General features: G+C 70.0%; 17 protein-coding genes. 6 read left to right on the top strand and 11 right to left on the bottom strand.

Annotation, left to right across the window (positions count from 1 at the left end; translation table 11 throughout):
• Positions 1-38: 38 nt before the first annotated feature.
• Positions 39-251: a DUF1127 domain-containing protein gene (locus tag CK951_RS03655; protein WP_096784862.1), complete on the top strand. Its 213-nt coding sequence runs from the start codon at positions 39-41 to the stop codon at positions 249-251.
• 121 nt (positions 252-372) lie between these two features.
• Here the strand turns inward: CK951_RS03655 and CK951_RS03650 are convergent, their stop codons facing one another.
• From CK951_RS03650 to CK951_RS03630, 5 genes are all read right to left on the bottom strand, one after another.
• A complete protein-coding gene (locus tag CK951_RS03650) occupies positions 373-729 on the bottom strand; it encodes a hypothetical protein (protein ID WP_232520674.1) in 357 nt (118 codons plus the stop codon).
• Between the two features lie 86 nt (positions 730-815).
• Positions 816-1,688, bottom strand: coding sequence for a 50S ribosomal protein L11 methyltransferase (locus CK951_RS03645; RefSeq protein ID WP_096784861.1), 873 nt, complete (start codon positions 1,686-1,688; stop codon positions 816-818).
• Positions 1,689-1,750: 62 nt separating this feature from the next.
• Entirely contained in the window at positions 1,751-2,413 is a 663-nt protein-coding gene (gene msrA / locus CK951_RS03640; protein WP_096784860.1) for a peptide-methionine (S)-S-oxide reductase MsrA, read from the bottom strand.
• 58 nt (positions 2,414-2,471) lie between these two features.
• Positions 2,472-3,704 (bottom strand): MFS transporter, encoded by a 1,233-nt coding sequence (locus CK951_RS03635; RefSeq protein ID WP_096784859.1) that lies wholly within the window; start codon positions 3,702-3,704, stop codon positions 2,472-2,474.
• A gap of 57 nt (positions 3,705-3,761) precedes the next feature.
• The gene (locus tag CK951_RS03630) at positions 3,762-5,954 is read right to left on the bottom strand and encodes a primosomal protein N' (protein ID WP_096784858.1); all 2,193 of its coding nucleotides are present in this window, start codon (positions 5,952-5,954) and stop codon (positions 3,762-3,764) included.
• Positions 5,955-6,049: 95 nt separating this feature from the next.
• Between CK951_RS03630 and fsa the strand changes: the two genes are divergently transcribed.
• The 4 genes from fsa (at position 6,050) to CK951_RS03610 (ending at position 9,178) form a co-directional block, all read left to right on the top strand.
• Positions 6,050-6,709 (top strand): fructose-6-phosphate aldolase, encoded by a 660-nt coding sequence (fsa, locus tag CK951_RS03625; RefSeq protein WP_096784857.1) that lies wholly within the window; start codon positions 6,050-6,052, stop codon positions 6,707-6,709.
• A 22-nt stretch (positions 6,710-6,731) separates the two neighbouring features.
• The gene (locus CK951_RS03620) at positions 6,732-7,412 is read left to right on the top strand and encodes a DUF484 family protein (RefSeq protein WP_096784856.1); all 681 of its coding nucleotides are present in this window, start codon (positions 6,732-6,734) and stop codon (positions 7,410-7,412) included.
• Positions 7,409-8,329 carry a tyrosine recombinase XerC gene (locus CK951_RS03615; RefSeq protein WP_096784855.1) on the top strand — a complete coding sequence of 307 codons (921 nt, stop codon included), beginning with the start codon at positions 7,409-7,411 and terminating at the stop codon, positions 8,327-8,329. The genes CK951_RS03620 and CK951_RS03615 overlap by 4 nt, the downstream gene beginning before the upstream one ends.
• A 150-nt stretch (positions 8,330-8,479) precedes the next feature.
• A complete protein-coding gene (locus CK951_RS03610) occupies positions 8,480-9,178 on the top strand; it encodes a phosphatidylcholine/phosphatidylserine synthase (RefSeq protein ID WP_198402395.1) in 699 nt (232 codons plus the stop codon).
• A 1-nt stretch (position 9,179) separates the two neighbouring features.
• Here the strand turns inward: CK951_RS03610 and CK951_RS03605 are convergent, their stop codons facing one another.
• From CK951_RS03605 to CK951_RS03580, 6 genes are all read right to left on the bottom strand, one after another.
• Positions 9,180-10,016, bottom strand: a complete 837-nt coding sequence (locus tag CK951_RS03605; RefSeq protein WP_096784853.1) for an EamA family transporter — start codon at positions 10,014-10,016, stop codon at positions 9,180-9,182.
• Positions 10,017-10,084: 68 nt separating this feature from the next.
• The gene (locus CK951_RS03600; RefSeq protein WP_096784852.1) at positions 10,085-10,528 is read right to left on the bottom strand and encodes a methylated-DNA--[protein]-cysteine S-methyltransferase; all 444 of its coding nucleotides are present in this window, start codon (positions 10,526-10,528) and stop codon (positions 10,085-10,087) included.
• The gene (locus CK951_RS03595) at positions 10,525-10,770 is read right to left on the bottom strand and encodes a DUF3253 domain-containing protein (protein ID WP_096784851.1); all 246 of its coding nucleotides are present in this window, start codon (positions 10,768-10,770) and stop codon (positions 10,525-10,527) included. Before CK951_RS03595 ends, CK951_RS03600 begins: the two co-directional genes overlap by 4 nt.
• The gene (gene ileS / locus CK951_RS03590) at positions 10,754-13,690 is read right to left on the bottom strand and encodes an isoleucine--tRNA ligase (RefSeq protein ID WP_096784850.1); all 2,937 of its coding nucleotides are present in this window, start codon (positions 13,688-13,690) and stop codon (positions 10,754-10,756) included. Before ileS ends, CK951_RS03595 begins: the two co-directional genes overlap by 17 nt.
• 216 nt (positions 13,691-13,906) lie before the next feature.
• The gene (locus tag CK951_RS03585) at positions 13,907-14,983 is read right to left on the bottom strand and encodes a YcjF family protein (RefSeq protein ID WP_096784849.1); all 1,077 of its coding nucleotides are present in this window, start codon (positions 14,981-14,983) and stop codon (positions 13,907-13,909) included.
• Between the two features lie 40 nt (positions 14,984-15,023).
• The gene (locus CK951_RS03580; protein WP_096784848.1) at positions 15,024-16,439 is read right to left on the bottom strand and encodes a YcjX family protein; all 1,416 of its coding nucleotides are present in this window, start codon (positions 16,437-16,439) and stop codon (positions 15,024-15,026) included.
• Positions 16,440-16,566: 127 nt separating this feature from the next.
• Here CK951_RS03580 and truA point away from each other — a divergent pair, with 127 nt between their 5' ends.
• Positions 16,567-17,334: a tRNA pseudouridine(38-40) synthase TruA gene (gene truA / locus CK951_RS03575; RefSeq protein ID WP_096784847.1), complete on the top strand. Its 768-nt coding sequence runs from the start codon at positions 16,567-16,569 to the stop codon at positions 17,332-17,334.
• Positions 17,335-17,419 lie beyond the last annotated feature (85 nt).

Below are 17,419 nucleotides of genomic sequence, written 5' to 3'. Positions count from 1 at the left end.
GCTGTGAACTTGAGCAGTTGATGAAAAGGATCAAGGCCATGGCTGCCTTCGAGACGACCCGCCCGGCGCCCTTCGGCGCCATCGCGACCTTCCACTTCGTGCAGTCGATCAGCGACCTCATCGCCGCTGTCGTCGCCTGGAACGACGCCCGCGCGACCCGCGCGGCCCTTTCGCGGCTCAGCGACCGCGAACTCGACGACATCGGTCTCTGCCGCGGCGATATCGAGGACATCTGTGCGCTGCGCCGCTGAGGCTCGACAGCCGCCGGGACAAGGCTTCCCGGACCTGCTGTAAAGGCCGCTCCCGTCCGGGATGCGGCCTTTTCCTTTGCCGAAGCGGCGTGGTCAGGACAGGGCGCCGGAACCCCTCGGCTCAGACCCTGACAAGAACCCGCGCGAGGCCGGCGGCCACCATGCGCGTGACGGGATCGGCCTGCATCAACAGGCTGCCGACGCGGTCGAACCCCTCGCCCTGCGCCAGCTGGTCCACGCGGCTCTGGTAGCTGTCGGGGCCGATGCGCCAGAGGATGGCCCCCTTCATCGCCATGCCGCAGACCAGCAGCACGAGCAGCGGCGCCACGACCCGCGGCTTGCGGCGCATCGGCCTGGCATAGTGGGACCGCCCCAGCGTCCCCTCCGCCTCGAAGCCGAAGCCCCGCGCATGCGCGGCCTCGATCCGGGCAATGCGGGCCTGGAAGTCGGCGAGGTTCGGATCCACTGACATGCTCATGCTCTCGATCATCGCCACCCACCGCCGGCAAGGCTACGCCGGGATAGTGGCGGAAACGAGGCGTCTGAATAGCCTTTGCCGGGGTTTCAGAGCCTGCGCATCACCAGACAGCACCACTCGCCCAGATCCTCGCGCGCCTTCAGCTCGAATCCGGCCGCAAGGTAAGCCGCAATGATCGCCTCGGCCTGCACCACCAGCAGGCCCGACAGGATCGAAAGGCCCCCGCCCGCGATGTTCTGCGCCATCGCCGGCGCAAGCTCGATCAGTGGGCCCTTCAGGATGTTGGCGAAGACCAGATCGAAGGGCGCCGCCGCCGCGAGGCGCGGATGATCGAAGCCCGCGGCCTCGAGGCAGTCGAGCCGCCCGTCAAGACCGTTGATCGCGACATTGGCCACCGCCACGTCCACCGCCACCTCGTCGATGTCCGAGGCGACGACCTGTGCCTGCGGAAAGACCCGTGCCGCGGCCATGGCAAGCACCGCCGTGCCGCAGCCGATGTCGGCGACCTTCGCAGGCGCGAAGCCCTCGTCCACCAGCCGGTCGAGCGCGCGCAGGCAGCCCAGCGTGGTGCCGTGGTGGCCGGTGCCGAAGGCCACCGTCGCCTCGATCTGCAACGCGATCCGCCCCTCGGGCACCTTGTCGGCGTCGTGGCTGCCATAGACGAAGAAGCGCCCCGCCTCGACCGGCGACAGTTCGCGCCGGACCTTGGCGACCCAGTCGATCTCGGGCAGTTCCGACACGGCGAAGGGGCGCGCGTCGAAGGCCGTGGCCAGAAGCTCCAGCACCGCCTCGGACGGCTTCTCAAGGAAATAGGCGCCAACCTCCCAGAGGCCCGAGCCGTCCTCGATCTCGAACACGCCGACGCCGGTCGGTTCGGGGTTCATCTTCTCGAGCGCTTCGGCGAGGGCTTCGGCAGCCTCCTCGCCATCCAGCGTGGTCAGGGCGGAATAAGTGGGCATGGGCGGCCTCCGGTCGGGTCAGGGCGGGCCTATCCCCGCCCCCGCCCGCCGTCAAGCGCCGCTCAGCCCGCGGCGATGCCCGAGCCGACCGGGCATGACACGCCCGTGCCGCCGATCCCGCAGTAACCGCCGGGGTTCTTCGCCAGATACTGCTGGTGGTAGGCTTCAGCGAAGTAGAAGGGCGGCGCCGGGCGGATCTCGGTGGTGATGCGGCCGCGGCCGGCGGCGGTCAGCGCCCCCTGGTAGGCCGCAAGGCTCGCCTGCGCGGCCGCGGCCTGTGCCTCGTCGAAGGTGTAGATGGCCGAGCGGTATTGCGTGCCGCTGTCGTTGCCCTGCCGCATCCCCTGCGTCGGGTCGTGGTTCTCCCAGAACAGCTTCAGCAGCATGTCATAGGGCAGGACAGCCGGGTCATAGATCACCCGCACGACCTCGGTATGGCCGGTCTGCCCCGAGCAGACCTCCTCGTAGGTCGGGTTCGGGGTGTAGCCGCCGGCATAGCCCGCCATGGTCAGCCAGACGCCCTGCGGCATCTGCCAGAACTTCCGCTCGACGCCCCAGAAGCAGCCCATTCCGAAGATCGCCTCGGCCATTCCCGCCGGCACCGGCGATTTCAGCGGCAGGCCGGACAGGAAATGCGTCTCGGCGGTCGGGATCGGCTGGCTTCGACCGGGCAGCGCCTCGTGGGGCGACACCATCTCGGACTTCTTGCGGTTCAGCAGGAACATGGGGCGGCCTCCGGGTTGACAGGCGACAAATATAGGCCCCGGATCGCGGGCTTGAAAGTCACTCTGCCGGCACCGGGCGCCCCCGGGCGATCACCGTTTCGTATCCCCGCTCGGGGTGGCGCGGGATCAGGAAGGAAAGCCCGAGCGACAGAAGCGCCATCCCCGCCGCCAGCACGAAGACCGAGGCCGGTTCCGTCACCCACAGATACCCCAGTGCCGCCGGCAGCACGACCGCCGCGATGTGGTTGATGGTGAACGAGACGGCGGCGGTGGGCGCGATGTCGGCCGGATCGGCGATCTTCTGGAAATAGGTCTTCAGGGCGAAGGCCATGCCGAAGAACAGGTGGTCGATGACGTAGAGCGCCGCCGCCACCGCCACGCCCCAGCCGAAGACGTAGATCCCGCCATAGGCGAGGAACACCAGCGTCAGGCCGGCGTGTTCGATCATCAGCATCCGCCGTTCGCCATGCCGCTGCACCATCCGCCCGATCCAGGGCGAGGCCAGCATGTTCACGAGGAAGTTGATCATGAAAAGGCCGGTGACGGCATCCACCTCGAAGCCGAAATGCTCGACCATCATGAAGGCGGCAAAGACCACGAAGATCTGCCGCCGCGCCCCGGCAAGGAACTGGAGCAGGTAGTAAAGCCAGTAGCGCCGGCGCAGCACCATGCGCTTGTTCTGCGGATGGGGCGAGTCGAACTGCGGATAAAGCAGCAGGGCGGCGACCGCGAGCAGCGCCGTCACTCCGCCCGAGGCCAGATAGACCGTGCTGTAGTCCAGCCCCAGCGTCCGCCACGTCAGCACGATCAGCCCATAAGCCAGAAGCGACGCCCCCGCCCCGACCGAGGCGATCCAGCCGATGGTCCGCGGCGCCGTGGCTTTCGGCAGCCACTGCAGCTGCAGGCTCTGGTTCATTGTTTCGAAGTAGTGGAAGCCGATCGAGGACAGGAGCGTGATGAACAGCATCCCTCCGAAGGTCGGAAACCATGCCGTCAGCGCGGTCGCCACGCCCAGCAGCGTCAGCGAGACCAGCGCGAGCACCTGTTCGCGCACGAAGAGCAGGATGGCGATGACCCCGATGGCAAGGAAGCCCGGGATCTCGCGCACCGTGTGCAGCCAGCCGATCTCGACGCCGGTGAAGCCTGCGGTGTCGATGACGAAATTGTTGAGCAGCGCCGACCATGTGGCGAAGGCCACCGGCATGGCGGCCGCCATCAGGAACAGAAGCGCCTCGGGGCGCCGCCAGACCGGCAGCGAGGATGTTTCGGAGAGGGGGACGGTGCGTGCCATGCCGCCTGTTACTCCCGCGGCGCCGGAGAGGCGAGACGGATTTTCCCGCCTCGCGGGTCAGAGGAAGCTTTGCGGGTCGATGTCCACCGCCAGCCGCAGGTTCGCCGACAGCTTCACCGGTGCCAGCCATTCGGCGATGGCCGCCTGCAGCGGCGCGCCCTTCGGCGCCTTCACCAGCAGGCGCACCCGATGCCGGCCGCGGACGCGGGCGATCGGCGCGGGCGCCGGGCCGAAGACCTGCGCCCCGATCCGGCGCAACGGTGCGTCGTTGCGGGCAAGCACGCCGCCCAGATCGAAGACCGGCGCGACCTCGGGACCCGAGAGGATGATCCCCGCCAACCGGCCGAAGGGGGGCATGCCCGCCACGCGGCGCTCCTCGGCCTCGGCGCGCCAGAAGGCTTCCTCGTCGCCGCCGAGGATGGCGCGGATCACCGGATGCTCGGGCTGGTAGGTCTGCACAAGCGCCACCCCGCGCCGCCCGGCGGAACGCCCCGCCCGGCCCGCCACCTGCCGCACCAACTGGAACGTCCGCTCGGCTGCGCGCAGGTCGGACCCTTGCAACCCGAGGTCCGCGTCGATCACTCCCACCAGCGTCAGCAGCGGGAAGTTGTGCCCCTTGGCCACGATCTGCGTGCCGATGATGATGTCGGCGCCGCCCTCGGCGATGGCCGCGATCTGCTCCTTCAGCGCGCGGGCCGAGCCGAAGAGGTCCGAGGACAGCACCGCCACCCGAGCTGAGGGGAAACGCGCGGCGACCTCCTCGGCCAGCCGCTCGACGCCGGGGCCGACGGGCGCCATCCGGCCCTCGACCTTGCAGGCGGGGCAGGCCTCCGGCATCGGCTTCGTGTCGCCGCACTGGTGGCAGACGAGGCGCTTCTGGAACCGGTGCTCGACCATGCGCGCATCGCAGTGATCGCAGCCGATCTGGTGGCCGCAGGCGCGGCAGATCGTGACCGGCGCATAGCCGCGGCGATTGAGGAACAAAAGCGACTGCTCCCCCCGCGCGATGCGCGCCTCGACCGAGCGCGCCAGCACTTCCGAGATCCAGCGTGTCGCCGGCAGCTTCTCGGCCCGCATGTCGATGGTGCGCATCTCGGGCAGTTCCGCCGCGCCGAAGCGCGCGCCGAGATCGAGGCGCGCGTATTTCCCCTGATCCGCGTTGACCCAGCTTTCGAGCGAGGGCGTGGCAGAGGCGAGCACCACCGGGCAGCCGCAGATCGAGGCGCGCAGCACCGCCATGTCGCGGGCGTTGTAGAGCGCGCCCTCCTCCTGCTTGTAGGAAGTGTCGTGTTCCTCGTCGACGACGATGAGGCCAAGGTCGCGGAACGGCAGGAACAGCGCGGAACGGGCGCCCACCACGACCTGCGCCCCGCCCTCGGCCACCATGCGCCAGAGGCGCCGCCGCTCGGTCGAGGTCACGCCCGAGTGCCATTCGGCGGGCCGGGCGCCGAAGCGGGCCTCGACGCGGGTCAGGAACTCCGAGGTCAGCGCGATCTCGGGCAGCAGCACCAGCGCCTGCCGGCCGCGGCGGAGCGTCTCGGCAACGGCCTCCAGATAGACCTCGGTCTTGCCCGAGCCGGTGACGCCCTTGAGCAGCGTCGTGCCATAGGCATCCGCCGCCACCGCCGCCACCAGGGCCTCGGCGGCAGCGACCTGATCACCCTCGAGCCGCACCGCCGCCCGGTCGGGATCGAGCCGCGGATAGGGCAGGTCGCGTGGCGCGTCCTCCTCGAGGATCGCACCGGCCTTCACCAGCCCCTTCACGACCGAGGAGGTGACGCCCGCCTCGGCCAGAAGCTCGGCCAGTGTCAGCGGCGCCCCGTCGTGCGCCGCCAGCGCGTCGAGCACCCGAAGCCGCGCCTCGGTCACCCGCTGGGGCTCGGGCCCGGCCAGCCGGTAGACGCGGCGGGTCGAGGGCGGCTCTCCGAGCCCCGGTGCGCGGGTGGCAAGGCGCAGCATCGCGGCCAGCGGCGTCAGCGTGTAGTCGGCGGCGCGGACGAGAAACAGCCGCATCTCCTCGCGCATCGGTGCCGCATCGAGGACGCGCGCGACCGACCGCAGCTTTTCGGCGTCAAAGCCGCCCTCGCCCGGTCCCCAGACCACGCCCAGCACGCGGCGGGGGCCCAGCGGCACCTCGACGAAGTCGCCCGCGCCGCATCCACCCTCGGGCGCGCGGTAGTCGAGCACGCGGCCGAGCGGCTCGGTGGTCAACACACCCACCCTGGTGCCTTCCGGGAACTTACCTGTCACTGCCGGCTTCCCTTTAACCCTGCGCCCCGATGCGCTATTACACCGCGGACGGTGGGGGTGACACCCCCGCGGAACCCGAGACAAGGAAGACCCTCATGAAATTCTTCGTCGACACCGCCGATGTCGCAGCGATTGCGGAGCTGAACGCTCTCGGCATGGTGGACGGGGTCACGACGAACCCGTCCCTGATCCTGAAGTCCGGACGCAACATTCTGGAGGTCACGCGCGAGATCTGCCAGCTCGTGTCCGGTCCCGTCTCGGCCGAGGTCGTCGCCTCCAAGGCCGACGACATGATCGAGGAAGGCCGCCACCTGGCCGAGCTCGCCCCGAACATCACGGTGAAGGTGCCGCTGACCTGGGACGGCCTCCGGGCCTGCAAGGTGCTCTCGGACGAGGGCCGCATGGTCAACGTGACGCTCTGCTTCTCGGTCAACCAGGCGCTGCTGGCGGCCAAGGCGGGCGCGACCTTCATCTCGCCCTTCATCGGCCGGCTGGACGACATCAACCTCGACGGCATCGACCTGATCGCCGACATCCGCCAGGTGTATGACAACTACGACTTCAAGACCCAGGTGCTCGCCGCCTCGATCCGCACGCCGAACCATGTTGCCGACTGCGCCCGGATCGGCGCGGACGTCATCACCGCGCCGCCCTCGGTCATCAAGTCGCTGGCGAACCACGTGCTGACCGACAAGGGGCTCGACCTCTTCAACGCCGACTGGGCGAAGACCGGGCAGACGATCCTGTCCAAGTAACCGCGGCACCGGCGAGGGCGGCATGATCGAACAGGACCTGCGCGACAAGATCCTCGCGACCCCCGAGATGATCCTCGAGGATCGCGACCTGATGAAGGCGCTGATCGCGGCGAACGAGCGTGCGATGGGCGGCAACGTGATCGACCTGCGCGGCATCGCGATGGAGCGTCTGGAGGGCCGGCTCGACCGGCTCGAGGACACGCATCGCTCTGTCATCGCCGCCGCCTACGAGAACCTCGCCGGCACCAACCTGATCCATCGGGCGATCCTGCAGATGCTGGATCCGCTGACCTTCGAGGAATTCCTGACGAGCCTCGCCGGAGAGGTCGCGCAGACCCTGCGCGTGGACTGCATGCGGCTGGTGCTGGAAAGCGCGCAGCGGGACGAGGACCCGGCCCTGCGCCGGGTCGGAGATGTCCTGTTCGTGGCCGAGCCGGGCTTTGTCGCCGACTACATCATGGGCGGACGCAACGTGTCGCTGCGGCCGGTGACGCTGCGCCGTGCGCTGCCCGACTCGCCGCTCTACGGCGGGCGGATGGGATCCGAGGCGCTGATGCGGCTCGATTTCGGGCGCGGGCGGCTGCCGGGGATGCTGGTGATGGGGTCCGAAGACCCGGGCCATTTCAAGCCGACGCAGGGCACCGACCTGCTCGCCTTCTTCGCCGGGGTGTTCGAGCGCACGATGCGCCGCTGGCTGTCATGAGCCTTTCGATCCCGCCCGCGGCGCGCGATGCGCTTCAGGCGTGGCTCGACCATCTGCGGGTGATCGACGGCGCAGCCGAGGCCACGCTGAAGGCCTATGCGGCCGATGTCGGCGGCTGGCTCGCCTTTCTCGCCGGGCACCTCGGGGAAGGCTACGGGCTGAAGACGCTGGCCGGGATCCCCCACGCCGACCTGCGCGCCTGGATGGCGCATGAACGCGCCCGGGGTCTTGGGGCGCGCTCGCTTGCCCGGTCGCTCTCGGCGGTGCGGCAGTTCACCGGCTGGCTGGCCGAGCGCGAGGGCGTGGATGCCACGGCGGTCCTGTCGGCCCGCAGCCCGAAGTTCCGCCGCAAGCTGCCCCGCCCGCTGTCGGTGCCGGATGCGAAGGCGATGATCGCCACCGTGGCCGAGGACTCGGCCGAGGACTGGATCCGCGCCCGCGACGAGGCGGTGGTGACGCTGCTCTACGGCTGCGGCCTCAGGATTTCCGAGGCGCTGGGGCTTCCGGCCTCGGCGCATCCCTTGCCCGAGGTGCTGCGCATCATCGGCAAGGGCGGGAAGGAGCGGCTGGTTCCCACGCTTCCCGCCGCGCGCGAGGCCGTGGGGCGTTACGCCGGCCTCTGCCCGTTCGACCTGACCTCGGGCGCGCTGTTCCGCGGCGCGCGCGGCGGCGCGCTGAACCCGCGGCTGGTAGCCAAGGTGATGGAGCGCGCGCGGGCCGTGCTGGGCCTGCCGCCGACCGCCACGCCCCATGCCATGCGCCATTCCTTCGCGACGCATCTCCTGAACGCGGGCGGCGACCTGCGCGCGATCCAGGAGCTTCTGGGCCATGCCTCGCTGTCCACGACCCAGGTCTATACCGCGGTGGACGGCGCCCGGCTGATGGAGGTCTACGCCCGCGCCCACCCACGGGCATGATCACCCGGCCGACCGATCCCGGAGCGGCAGACACCGCATCCGCCGGGACAGGGGGACGGGCCGGACGCATGGTCAGCTTCCGGCCGACGGAGGGTGCTGCGACCCTTGGCCGGGCTTGCCTGCCCTGCGGGATTGCGGCATGACGGTCGGATGAACGCGCGCCTCAAAGCCTTGTCCGTCCATCTGTTGACCGCCACCGGGGCCGTGCTCTCGATGCTGGCCATGCTCGCCGCCGTCGAGGAGGAATGGAGCCTGATGTTCCTCTGGCTCGTCGTCGCGCTGTTCGTGGACGGCATCGACGGGCCGCTGGCGCGCAAGTTCGACGTCAAGCACAACTGGCCGACCTATGACGGCGTGCTGCTCGACCTGATCATCGACTACCTGACCTATGTCTTCATCCCCGCCTATGCGCTGTTCAAGTCGGGGATGCTGACCGGCTGGACCGGCTGGATCGCCATCATCGTCATCGTCTATGGCTCGGTGATCTACTTCGCCGACACGCGGATGAAGACCAAGGACTATTCCTTCGCGGGCTTTCCCGCCTGCTGGAACATGGTCGTGCTGGTGCTCTTCGCGATCTCTCCGGGGCAGCTCACGATCCTCGGCATCGTCGTGGCTCTGACAGTCGCGATGTTCACCAACCTCAGGTTCATCCACCCGGTCCGCACCGACCGCTGGCGCGCGATCTCGCTGCCGATCGCCGCCGCCTGGGTGTTCTTCGCCGCCTGGGCCGCCTGGGTCGAGTTCAACGAGGAAAGCTGGGCGCATTGGGGGCTGGTCGTGACCTCGGTCTACCTCGTCGTCGCCGGCATCGCGCAGCAGATCATTCCCGAGCGCCGCACCGCCTGAGCTAGAGCCGCGTCAGCATCACGCCCCCGACGATCAGGCCGGCGGCGATGGCCTTGTCGCGCGTCATCCGCTCGCCGAAGGCAAGCCAGCCGATCAGCACGGCGAACAGGATCGAGGTCTCGCGCAGCGCCGCCACCACGGCGATGGGCGCGACCGTCATCGCCCAGATCGAGATCGCATAGGCGCCATAGGAGGCCGCGCAGGCCAGCGTCCCCGCCGCCCAGGCGCGGCGGTCGGCCCGGAGCAGCGCCCACCCGCGCCACGCGACCATGCCGAGCGTGAACATCAGCCCGTCGGCAACGAAGACCCAGGCGACATAGGCCACCGCATCGCCCGAGACGCGCGCGCCCAGCCCGTCGATCATCGTGTAGCAGGCCGTGGCCGCCGCCGAGCCCAGCGCATAGGGCAGCAGGCGCCGCTCCTCGCCGCCGATGAAGACGCCGCGCGCCATCATCAGGATGCCGAGGCCCAGCACCGTGATGCCGGCATACTGGCCCGCGCTCACCGCATCGGGCAGCGTCGCCGCGCCGACCAGCGCCACCACCATCGGCGCCGCGCCGCGCGCGATGGGATAGACGCGGGACAGGTCCCCGTGCTCGTAGGCGAAGGTGAGGAAGGACTTGTAGGCGAAGTGGCAGCAGCCCGCCGCCAGCACCCAGGGCCAGACCTCGGCCGCGGGCCAGGGCCGGGTCAGGGCCACGGCAAGGCCGATCGGCACCTCGGCCACCGACAGGATCACCATGGCCGAGACCTTGGAACTGCCGACCTTGATGATCGCGTTCCAGCTTGCGTGAAGGAAGGCCGCGCCAAGCACCGCCAACAGGACGCCGACACTCATTCTGGCCCGCCCATCGTGACATCGGACCACGGCTAGCCGGGCAAGGGCCGATCCGCAAGCCCCGAGGATCAGAGCAGAAGCGCACCCTCGTGACGGAGAAGCGCGACCTTGGTCTCGATCCCGCCGGGCGCCGAGAAACCGCCCAGCCCCGTGGCCGCGAGCACCCGGTGGCAGGGCACGAGGATCGGCAGCGGATTACGCCCGCAAGCCTGCCCCACCGCCTGCGCGCTGATGCCGAGCGCCTTCGCCAGCTCGTCATAGCGCCGCGTCTCGCCGAAGGGGATGCGCCGCAGCGCCTTGAGGAACAGCGCCTGCCGCCCCTCGCCCAGCTCAAGCGGCAGGTCGAAAACCGTCAGGCGCCGGTCGAAATAGGCCTGCACCTGCGCGATGGCCTCGTCGAGCAGGGGCGAGGTCTCGCCGCCCGGCTCGTCGCTCCAGGCCAGCCGCGTGAGGCGTCCGTCCTCCTCGGTCAGGACCAGCCGGCCGAGGGGCGAGAGGAACGAGGCCTTCATGGCAGCGCGAGCCGGATCGGCCCGCGTGCCGTGCGGGGATCGACCGGCCGGCCCCTCTGTGTCGCGCAGAGCAGACCCTCGGCGGCGCAGGCTTGCGCCACGCGGCGGATGTCGGGCATCAACTGTCTCCACTCGGGCGCCAGGCGCCGCGCGGCTTCCGAGGGGCAGAAGCTGCGGCCCCTGCCCCGTTCCTGCGCGAGGTCCATCAGGACCCCGCGGATCGCCTCATCCGAGCACGTCATTGCACCGGGCGCAGGTGCCCGGGTGCTTGTGCGAGCCCACATCGGGCAGGATCTGCCAGCAGCGCTCGCATTTCTCGCCCTCGGCCTTTTCGAACACGACGCCGACCCCCGGAACCTCGGGCAGACGGAAGGCCTCGTTCGGCTCGGGATCGCCCGTCAGCACGAGATCCGAGGTGATGCAGACCTCGGCGAAGTTCACCGACTTCAGCGCCTGAAGCACCTCGGCATCCGCGACATGCACGACCGGAGCGGCCTCGAGGCTCGCGCCGATGACCTTGGCCGTCCGCTGCACCTCGAGCGCCGCCGTGACGGCGCGGCGCACCTGCCGCAGCGTCGCCCATTTCGCCGCCAGCGGCTCGTCGCGCCAGTCGGCAGGGGTGTCGGGAATGTCCTGCAGATGGATCGAACTGTCGGCACCGGGGAAGCGCGAGAGCCAGACGTCCTCCATCGTGAAGACGAGGATCGGCGCGAACCAGGTCGTCAGGCGGTGGAACAGCAGGTCCATGACCGTCCGGGCCGCGCGGCGGCGGAGGCTTGCCGGGCCGTCGCAATAGAGCGCGTCCTTGCGGATGTCGAAGTAGAAGGCCGAGAGGTCGGTGGTGCAGAAGGTGAAGAGCCGCTGGAACACGCCCTGGAAGTCATAGGTGGCGTAGCCCTTCCTCACCTCGACGTCGAGTTCCGCGAGGCGATGCAGCACCCAGCGCTCCAGTTCCGGCATGTCAGCCGGCTCGACCCGTTCGGCCTCGGAGAAGCCCGCGAGCGCGCCCAGCATGTAGCGCATGGTGTTGCGCAGGCGGCGGTAGCTGTCGGCGGTGCCCTTCAGGATCTCCTTGCCGATGCGCAGGTCCACGGTGAAGTCCGACTGCGCCACCCAGAGCCGCAGGATGTCGGCGCCGTATTCGTCGATCACCTGCTGCGGCGCGACCGTGTTGCCGAGCGACTTGGACATCTTCATGCCCTTCTCGTCCAGCGTGAAGCCGTGGGTCAGCACGCCGCGATAGGGCGCCCGCCCCTTGGTGCCGCAGGCCTGCAGCATCGAGGAGTGGAACCAGCCGCGGTGCTGGTCGGTGCCTTCGAGGTAGAGGTCGGCGAGGCCGTCCTCGGAGCCGTCCGCGCGGTCGCGCAGCACGAAGGCGTGGGTCGATCCGCTGTCGAACCAGACGTCGAGCACGTCGAAGACCTGATCGTAGGCCTCGGGGTCGTGAAGCCCGGCGAGGATCTCGGCCTTGAAGCCGTCGACGTACCAGACGTCCGCACCCTTCGCCTCGAAGGTCGCGACGATGCGGGCGTTGACGGCCGGATCCTTCAGCAGGAAGTCGGGATCGGTGGGCCGCGCCCCCTTCTTCACGAAGCAGGTCAGCGGCACGCCCCATGCCCGCTGGCGCGACAGCACCCAGTCGGGCCGCGCCTCCATCATGGAATGCAGGCGGTTCCGGCCCGAGACGGGGGTGAACTTCACCAGTTCCTCGATCGAGCGCAGGGCGCGCTTGCGGATCGTGTCGCCGTGCTCGCCCATGCCGTCGTTCAGGGTGTGGTCGATCGCCACGAACCACTGCGGCGTGTTGCGGTAGATCAGCGGTGCCTTCGACCGCCACGAATGCGGGTAGGAGTGCTTCAGCTTGCCCTTGGCGATCAGCGCGCCCGAGCGGGCGAGCGCCTTGATGACCTCGACGTTGGCCGGGCCTTCCTTGCCCTCGGACGTGATGATGACCTGCCCGCCGAAGAGCGGCAGGTCGGTGCGGTAGGAGCCATCCTCGAGCACGTTGTAAGTCATCGGCAGGCCGAACTTCAGGCCCAGCTGGTAGTCGTCGTCGCCGTGGCTGGGCGCGGTATGGACAAAGCCCGTGCCTGCGTCGTCAGTCACATGCTCGCCCGGCAGCATCGGAACGTCGAAGTCCCATTCGCCGGCCGAGCCCTCAAGCCCGCGGAACGGATGGGCCAGCACCAGCCCGCGCAGCTCCTCGGCCGCGACGCCGCGGACACGCGCGAAACCCTCGACGCGGGCCGACTTGAAGATGCCCTCTGCCAGCTTGTCGGCGAGGATCACCGTCTCGCCGATCTTCGCCGTCGAGTTCTCGGCCACCGCCTCAACGCGGTAGAGGCCGTAGGCGATCTCGGGCGAGAAGGCCACCGCACGGTTCTGCGGGATGGTCCAGGGCGTCGTGGTCCAGATCACGACCGAAGCCGCCAGCGCCTCGGTATGCAGGCACGCCTCGGCATCCGGGAACGATCCGGCCGACACGATCGGAAACCTCACCCAGATCTGGTGCGAGGTGTGGTCGTGGTATTCGACCTCGGCCTCGGCCAGCGCGGTCTTCTCGACCGGGCTCCACATGACCGGCTTCGAGCCCTGGTAGAGCGTGCCGTTCATCAGGAACTTCATGAACTCGTCGGCGATCACCGCCTCGGCGTGGAAGTCCATGGTCAGGTAGGGCTCGGCCCAGTTGCCGGTGACGCCGAGGCGCTTGAACTCCTCGCGCTGGACGTCGATCCAGCCTTCGGCGAACTTCCGGCACTCCTGCCGGAAGGCGACCACGTCCACGTCGTCCTTGTTCAGGCCCTTCGCGCGGTACTGCTCCTCGATCTTCCATTCGATCGGCAGGCCGTGGCAGTCCCAGCCGGGGACATAACGGGCGTCCTTGCCCATCATCTGCTGGCTGCGCACCACCATGTCCTTGAGGATCTTGTTCAGCGCGTGCCCGATGTGGAGGTGGCCGTTCGCATAGGGAGGGCCGTCGTGGAGCGTGAAGGGCGCGCGGCCCGCGGCCTTGGCGCGCAGGCGGTCGTAGACGCCGATCTCGGCCCAGCGCTTCAACCACTCCGGCTCGCGCTGGGGCAGGCCCGCGCGCATCGGAAAGTCGGTCTCGGGCAGGAAGACGGTGTCCTTGTAGTCAGGGACGGTGGTCGTATCGGCGGACATCGGATGCGGTCCTTGTGGGAATCGGGGGATCGGGCGCGGCCCCTCGGGGCTCTCGCGCCACGGCATGCGGAACCCGGCGCCTGGGATCAGGACGCCGGGCCGGTAATTCGGATGATGGTCGCGATGCGATGCCTCATGCGGGGCTTATAGCCTTGGGTCGGCGAACGGTCCAGTGGCCCTCCGCGCGCAGAAGGGCGACCGGCCCCCGCACCGCGCTCAGCGGTCGAAGAGGCCGGTCAGGCTGCGGCTGACGAGGTTCGTGACCTTCGGCCGGGGTGCCGCGTGGAACGGCAGCGGCCGGCAGAGCTCCATCGCGGCAACGCCCACGCGCGCCGTCAGGGCGCCGTTCACCATCCCCTCGCCGAAGCGGCGCGAGACCTTGGACAGCACCCCGCCGCCGGCCACCGATTGCAGCAGGTCATCGGTCACCGCCACCGCCCCGGCCGCCACGAGCGAGACGAAGACGCGGCGCAGCAGGCGCACGCTGCCGAAGCTGCCCGAGCGGCCGCCGTAGATCTCGGCGATCCGCCGCACCATGCGCAGGTTGGCGTAGAGCGCCGCCGCCACATCCGCCAGCGCCAGCGGCACCAGCGCCGTCACCGCCGCCACCTGCCGCGCGGCGGCCTCGATCTCGCGCCGCGCGCTCTGGTCGAGCGAGGTCAGCAGCTCGGTCTCGGCAAGGTTCAGCAGGCCGTCCACGTCGAAGACCTCGGCATGCCGCTCGGCAAGCCGCGCGCGGCCCCAGCGCAGGTCCGGCCGGTGGGCATAGATCCCTTCCAGCGAGGCCACGACGCGGCGCGCGGCCTTGAGGTCGTCCTTCGCCCGCGCCGCCAGCGCATCCGCCCGCAACTGGTCGAGACGGGCGAGGCGGACATAGGCCCACCATTCGCGCAGGCCGAGTGCCGCGGCCGTCACGACGGCAAGGCCGATCAGCACGAAGCCGACAAGGCCCAGCACCGTGTTCCGGCCGAGCAGGCCCGCCACGAAATCCCATGCCGCGACGGAGAGGACGAAGGCGAAGAGCGTGCCGAACACCCAGCCGGCGAAGCGGCCGAGGCGCGAGCCGCGCACCGTCGCGATGCGGCTGGCGGCCAGCATCGCCTGCCCCTTCGGCACGTCGAGGTCGATGTCGGGCACCGGAGGCACATCGGCCGGCGTGGGACCGCTCACCCTCTCGGGCGGCGGCGGCACGCCCCGCGGGGGGCGCGCGGGCGGAACGGGCGCGGTGGCGCCCTCCTCGCCGGTTTCCCAGTCAAGCAGCATCGGCTTCCTGGGCGGCGGCTTGTCGATCATGGCCGATCTCCCTTCGGGCAGGCGGCGGAAGGCGACCGGCTCAGAGCCGGTCGCCGATCAGGAATTCGGCGGCGCGGTCGAGCCGGATGTGCGGCGGCCCCTCGCCGGGCTTCAGAAGCACCCGGGCCGGCGCGAAGTTCATCAGCGCGAACTCGGCATCGAGCCACTGCTCGGCCCCTTCGCGGGCGGGCGCGAGGATCTTGCTCGGGTCCGCGGGCAACTCGCCCGGATACATCGCGACCTGCCGTCCGTTGGCGAGAAGGCGGCCGCGGACGGCCTCGACCGTCTCGCCGTGGCGCGTGACCTCCTCCTCGACCGTGGCGCGGACCGAGGCAAGCGACATGGCCGCCGTCAGCGAGCCGGCGAAGGCCGCGCGGTCGCGCGCCTCGCGCAGCATCGCCTCCATGATCGCGGTCAGCTTGGGGTGCTGGGTGTGGTGCAGGTGGTCGGCCATGGTGGCCGCGAACAGGATGCGCTCCACCCGGTGGCCCAGAAGCAGCGTCGACAGGAACGAGTTGCGGCCCGGCCGGAAGGCCGAGAGGATCTCGGCCATCGTCCGGCGCAGATCCTCCAGCGCCTGCGGGCCGGCGTGGATCGCCCCCATCGCATCGACCAGCACCACCTGCCGGTCGATCTTGGAGAAATGCTCGCGGAAGAACGGCTTGACCACGTTTTCCTTGTAGCTTTCGTAACGCCTGCCCATCTCGCGCCAGAGGCTCGCGCGCGGGGTCTGGGTCGGCAGGGGCAGCGGCGCGAAGGTCAGCACCGGCGAGCCGGCAAGGTCGCCCGGCAGCAGGAACCGCCCCGGCGTGCAGTCCGACCAGCCCGCCTTGCGCGCCGCCGTCAGGTAGCCGGTGAAACTTGCCGCCAGCGCCAGCGCCTGCGGCTCCTCCAGCGGCTGCGAGCCGTCGATGCCGTGCACCATCGCCAGATAGTCCGCGGCCTCGGGGCGCGGCGTGATCCGCTTCAGCGTCTCCTCGGACCATTGCGCATAGCTCTTTTCCAGCAGCGACAGGTCCAGAAGCCACTCGCCGGGATAGTCGACAATGTCGAGATGGACGGTGCGCGGCCCGGTCAGTCCCGCGATCATGCCCGAGGGCCGGACCCGAAACGAGAGCCGGAGTTCCGAGATCGAGCGGGTCGAGGACGGCCACCGCGGCTCGTCGCCAAGGATCGCCGACAGGTGGTTCTCGAAGTCGAAGCGCGGCAGCGTGTCGTCGGGCTGCGGCTGCAGGAAGACCGCGCTGATCCGGCCCTCGGCCTGCGCCCGCAGTTGCGGCATGCGACCCCGGTCGAGGAGGTTCGCCACGAGCCCGGTGATGAAGACGGTCTTGCCGGCCCGCGACAGGCCAGTCACCCCGAGCCGGACCACCGGCTCGAAGAAGGTCTCGGAGACGGTGGTGACAGCACCCTCGATTCCGCGTGCCACACCGTCGGTCAGTCTGCGGAGAACCACGCGCCTGCCTCTCGTTTACCCGCCCTTGAGGATAGGCGGCTGCCGGCCTGTCATGTAGGCACGACCGCAGCCTGTGCCAACAGGCCGCAGCCTTGGCTTGGCCCCCACCGGATGCTACGGGAAGCGCATGCCCAGATACGCGCTGAAGATCGAATACGACGGGGCCCCGTTCGCCGGCTGGCAGCGACAGGCGACGCTGCCCTCGGTGCAGGGCGCGATCGAGGCCGCGCTGGCCCGGCTCGAGCCGCGCGAGCACACGATCGCCGCCGCGGGGCGCACCGATACGGGCGTGCATGCCACGGGGCAGGTCGCGCATTGCGACATGGCCCGCGACTGGGATCCGTTCCGGCTGGCGGGCGCGCTGAATGCCCATCTGCGCCCGCATCCGGTGGCGGTGGTGGCCGTGGCGCAGGTGCCGGACGAGTTCCACGCCCGCTTCTCGGCCATCGAGCGGCGCTATCTTTTCCGGCTGCTGTCCCGCCGCGCGCCCGAGGTGCATGACCGCGGCCGGGTCTGGCGCGTGCCCCATGCGCTGGACGCCGAGGCGATGCGGGCCGCGGCGGCGCATCTCGTGGGGCGGCACGACTTCACCACCTTCCGCGCCGCGGGCTGTCAGGCGGCCTCGCCGGTCAAGACGCTGGACGAGCTGTCGCTCGAGGTGGCCGAGGTCGCGAACGGCGTCGAATACCGCTTCCGCCTGCGCGCGCGGAGCTTCCTGCACAATCAGGTCCGCTCCATCGTCGGCACGCTGGAGCGGGTGGGCGTGGGGGCCTGGTCCCCCGACGAGGTGAAGGCCGCGCTGGAGGCCCGCAACCGTGCCGCCTGCGGCCCGGTCTGCCCGCCGCAGGGGCTTTACCTGACCGGCGTGGGCTATCCCGAGGACCCGTTCGCCTGAACCGCCGGCTGCCGACCGACAAGGTCGAGTGCCGCCGCGAGGGTCTCCACCCATCCGCATCCGAGGGCCCCGCCCTGACGGCATG

Source organism: Rhodobacter sp. CZR27, assembly GCF_002407205.1.
Taxonomy (GTDB): Bacteria; Pseudomonadota; Alphaproteobacteria; order Rhodobacterales; family Rhodobacteraceae; genus Cereibacter_A.
The sequence above is the reverse complement of the archived record's forward strand: the minus strand, read 5'-3'. Positions and strand labels throughout refer to the sequence as shown.

What these genes read in the sequence shown, in the direction of transcription:
- CK951_RS03655 (WP_096784862.1), top strand. Translation starts at nt 39, where the DNA reads ATGGCTGCCTTCGAGACGACCCGCCCGGCGCCCTTCGGCGCCATCGCG.
- CK951_RS03650 (WP_232520674.1), bottom strand. Translation starts at nt 729, where the DNA reads ATGAGCATGTCAGTGGATCCGAACCTCGCCGACTTCCAGGCCCGCATT.
- CK951_RS03645 (WP_096784861.1), bottom strand. Translation starts at nt 1,688, where the DNA reads ATGCCCACTTATTCCGCCCTGACCACGCTGGATGGCGAGGAGGCTGCC.
- msrA (WP_096784860.1), bottom strand. Translation starts at nt 2,413, where the DNA reads ATGTTCCTGCTGAACCGCAAGAAGTCCGAGATGGTGTCGCCCCACGAG.
- CK951_RS03635 (WP_096784859.1), bottom strand. Translation starts at nt 3,704, where the DNA reads ATGGCACGCACCGTCCCCCTCTCCGAAACATCCTCGCTGCCGGTCTGG.
- fsa (WP_096784857.1), top strand. Translation starts at nt 6,050, where the DNA reads ATGAAATTCTTCGTCGACACCGCCGATGTCGCAGCGATTGCGGAGCTG.
- CK951_RS03620 (WP_096784856.1), top strand. Translation starts at nt 6,732, where the DNA reads ATGATCGAACAGGACCTGCGCGACAAGATCCTCGCGACCCCCGAGATG.
- CK951_RS03615 (WP_096784855.1), top strand. Translation starts at nt 7,409, where the DNA reads ATGAGCCTTTCGATCCCGCCCGCGGCGCGCGATGCGCTTCAGGCGTGG.
- CK951_RS03610 (WP_198402395.1), top strand. Translation starts at nt 8,480, where the DNA reads ATGAACGCGCGCCTCAAAGCCTTGTCCGTCCATCTGTTGACCGCCACC.
- CK951_RS03605 (WP_096784853.1), bottom strand. Translation starts at nt 10,016, where the DNA reads ATGAGTGTCGGCGTCCTGTTGGCGGTGCTTGGCGCGGCCTTCCTTCAC.
- CK951_RS03600 (WP_096784852.1), bottom strand. Translation starts at nt 10,528, where the DNA reads ATGAAGGCCTCGTTCCTCTCGCCCCTCGGCCGGCTGGTCCTGACCGAG.
- CK951_RS03595 (WP_096784851.1), bottom strand. Translation starts at nt 10,770, where the DNA reads ATGACGTGCTCGGATGAGGCGATCCGCGGGGTCCTGATGGACCTCGCG.
- ileS (WP_096784850.1), bottom strand. Translation starts at nt 13,690, where the DNA reads ATGTCCGCCGATACGACCACCGTCCCTGACTACAAGGACACCGTCTTC.
- CK951_RS03585 (WP_096784849.1), bottom strand. Translation starts at nt 14,983, where the DNA reads ATGATCGACAAGCCGCCGCCCAGGAAGCCGATGCTGCTTGACTGGGAA.
- truA (WP_096784847.1), top strand. Translation starts at nt 16,567, where the DNA reads ATGCCCAGATACGCGCTGAAGATCGAATACGACGGGGCCCCGTTCGCC.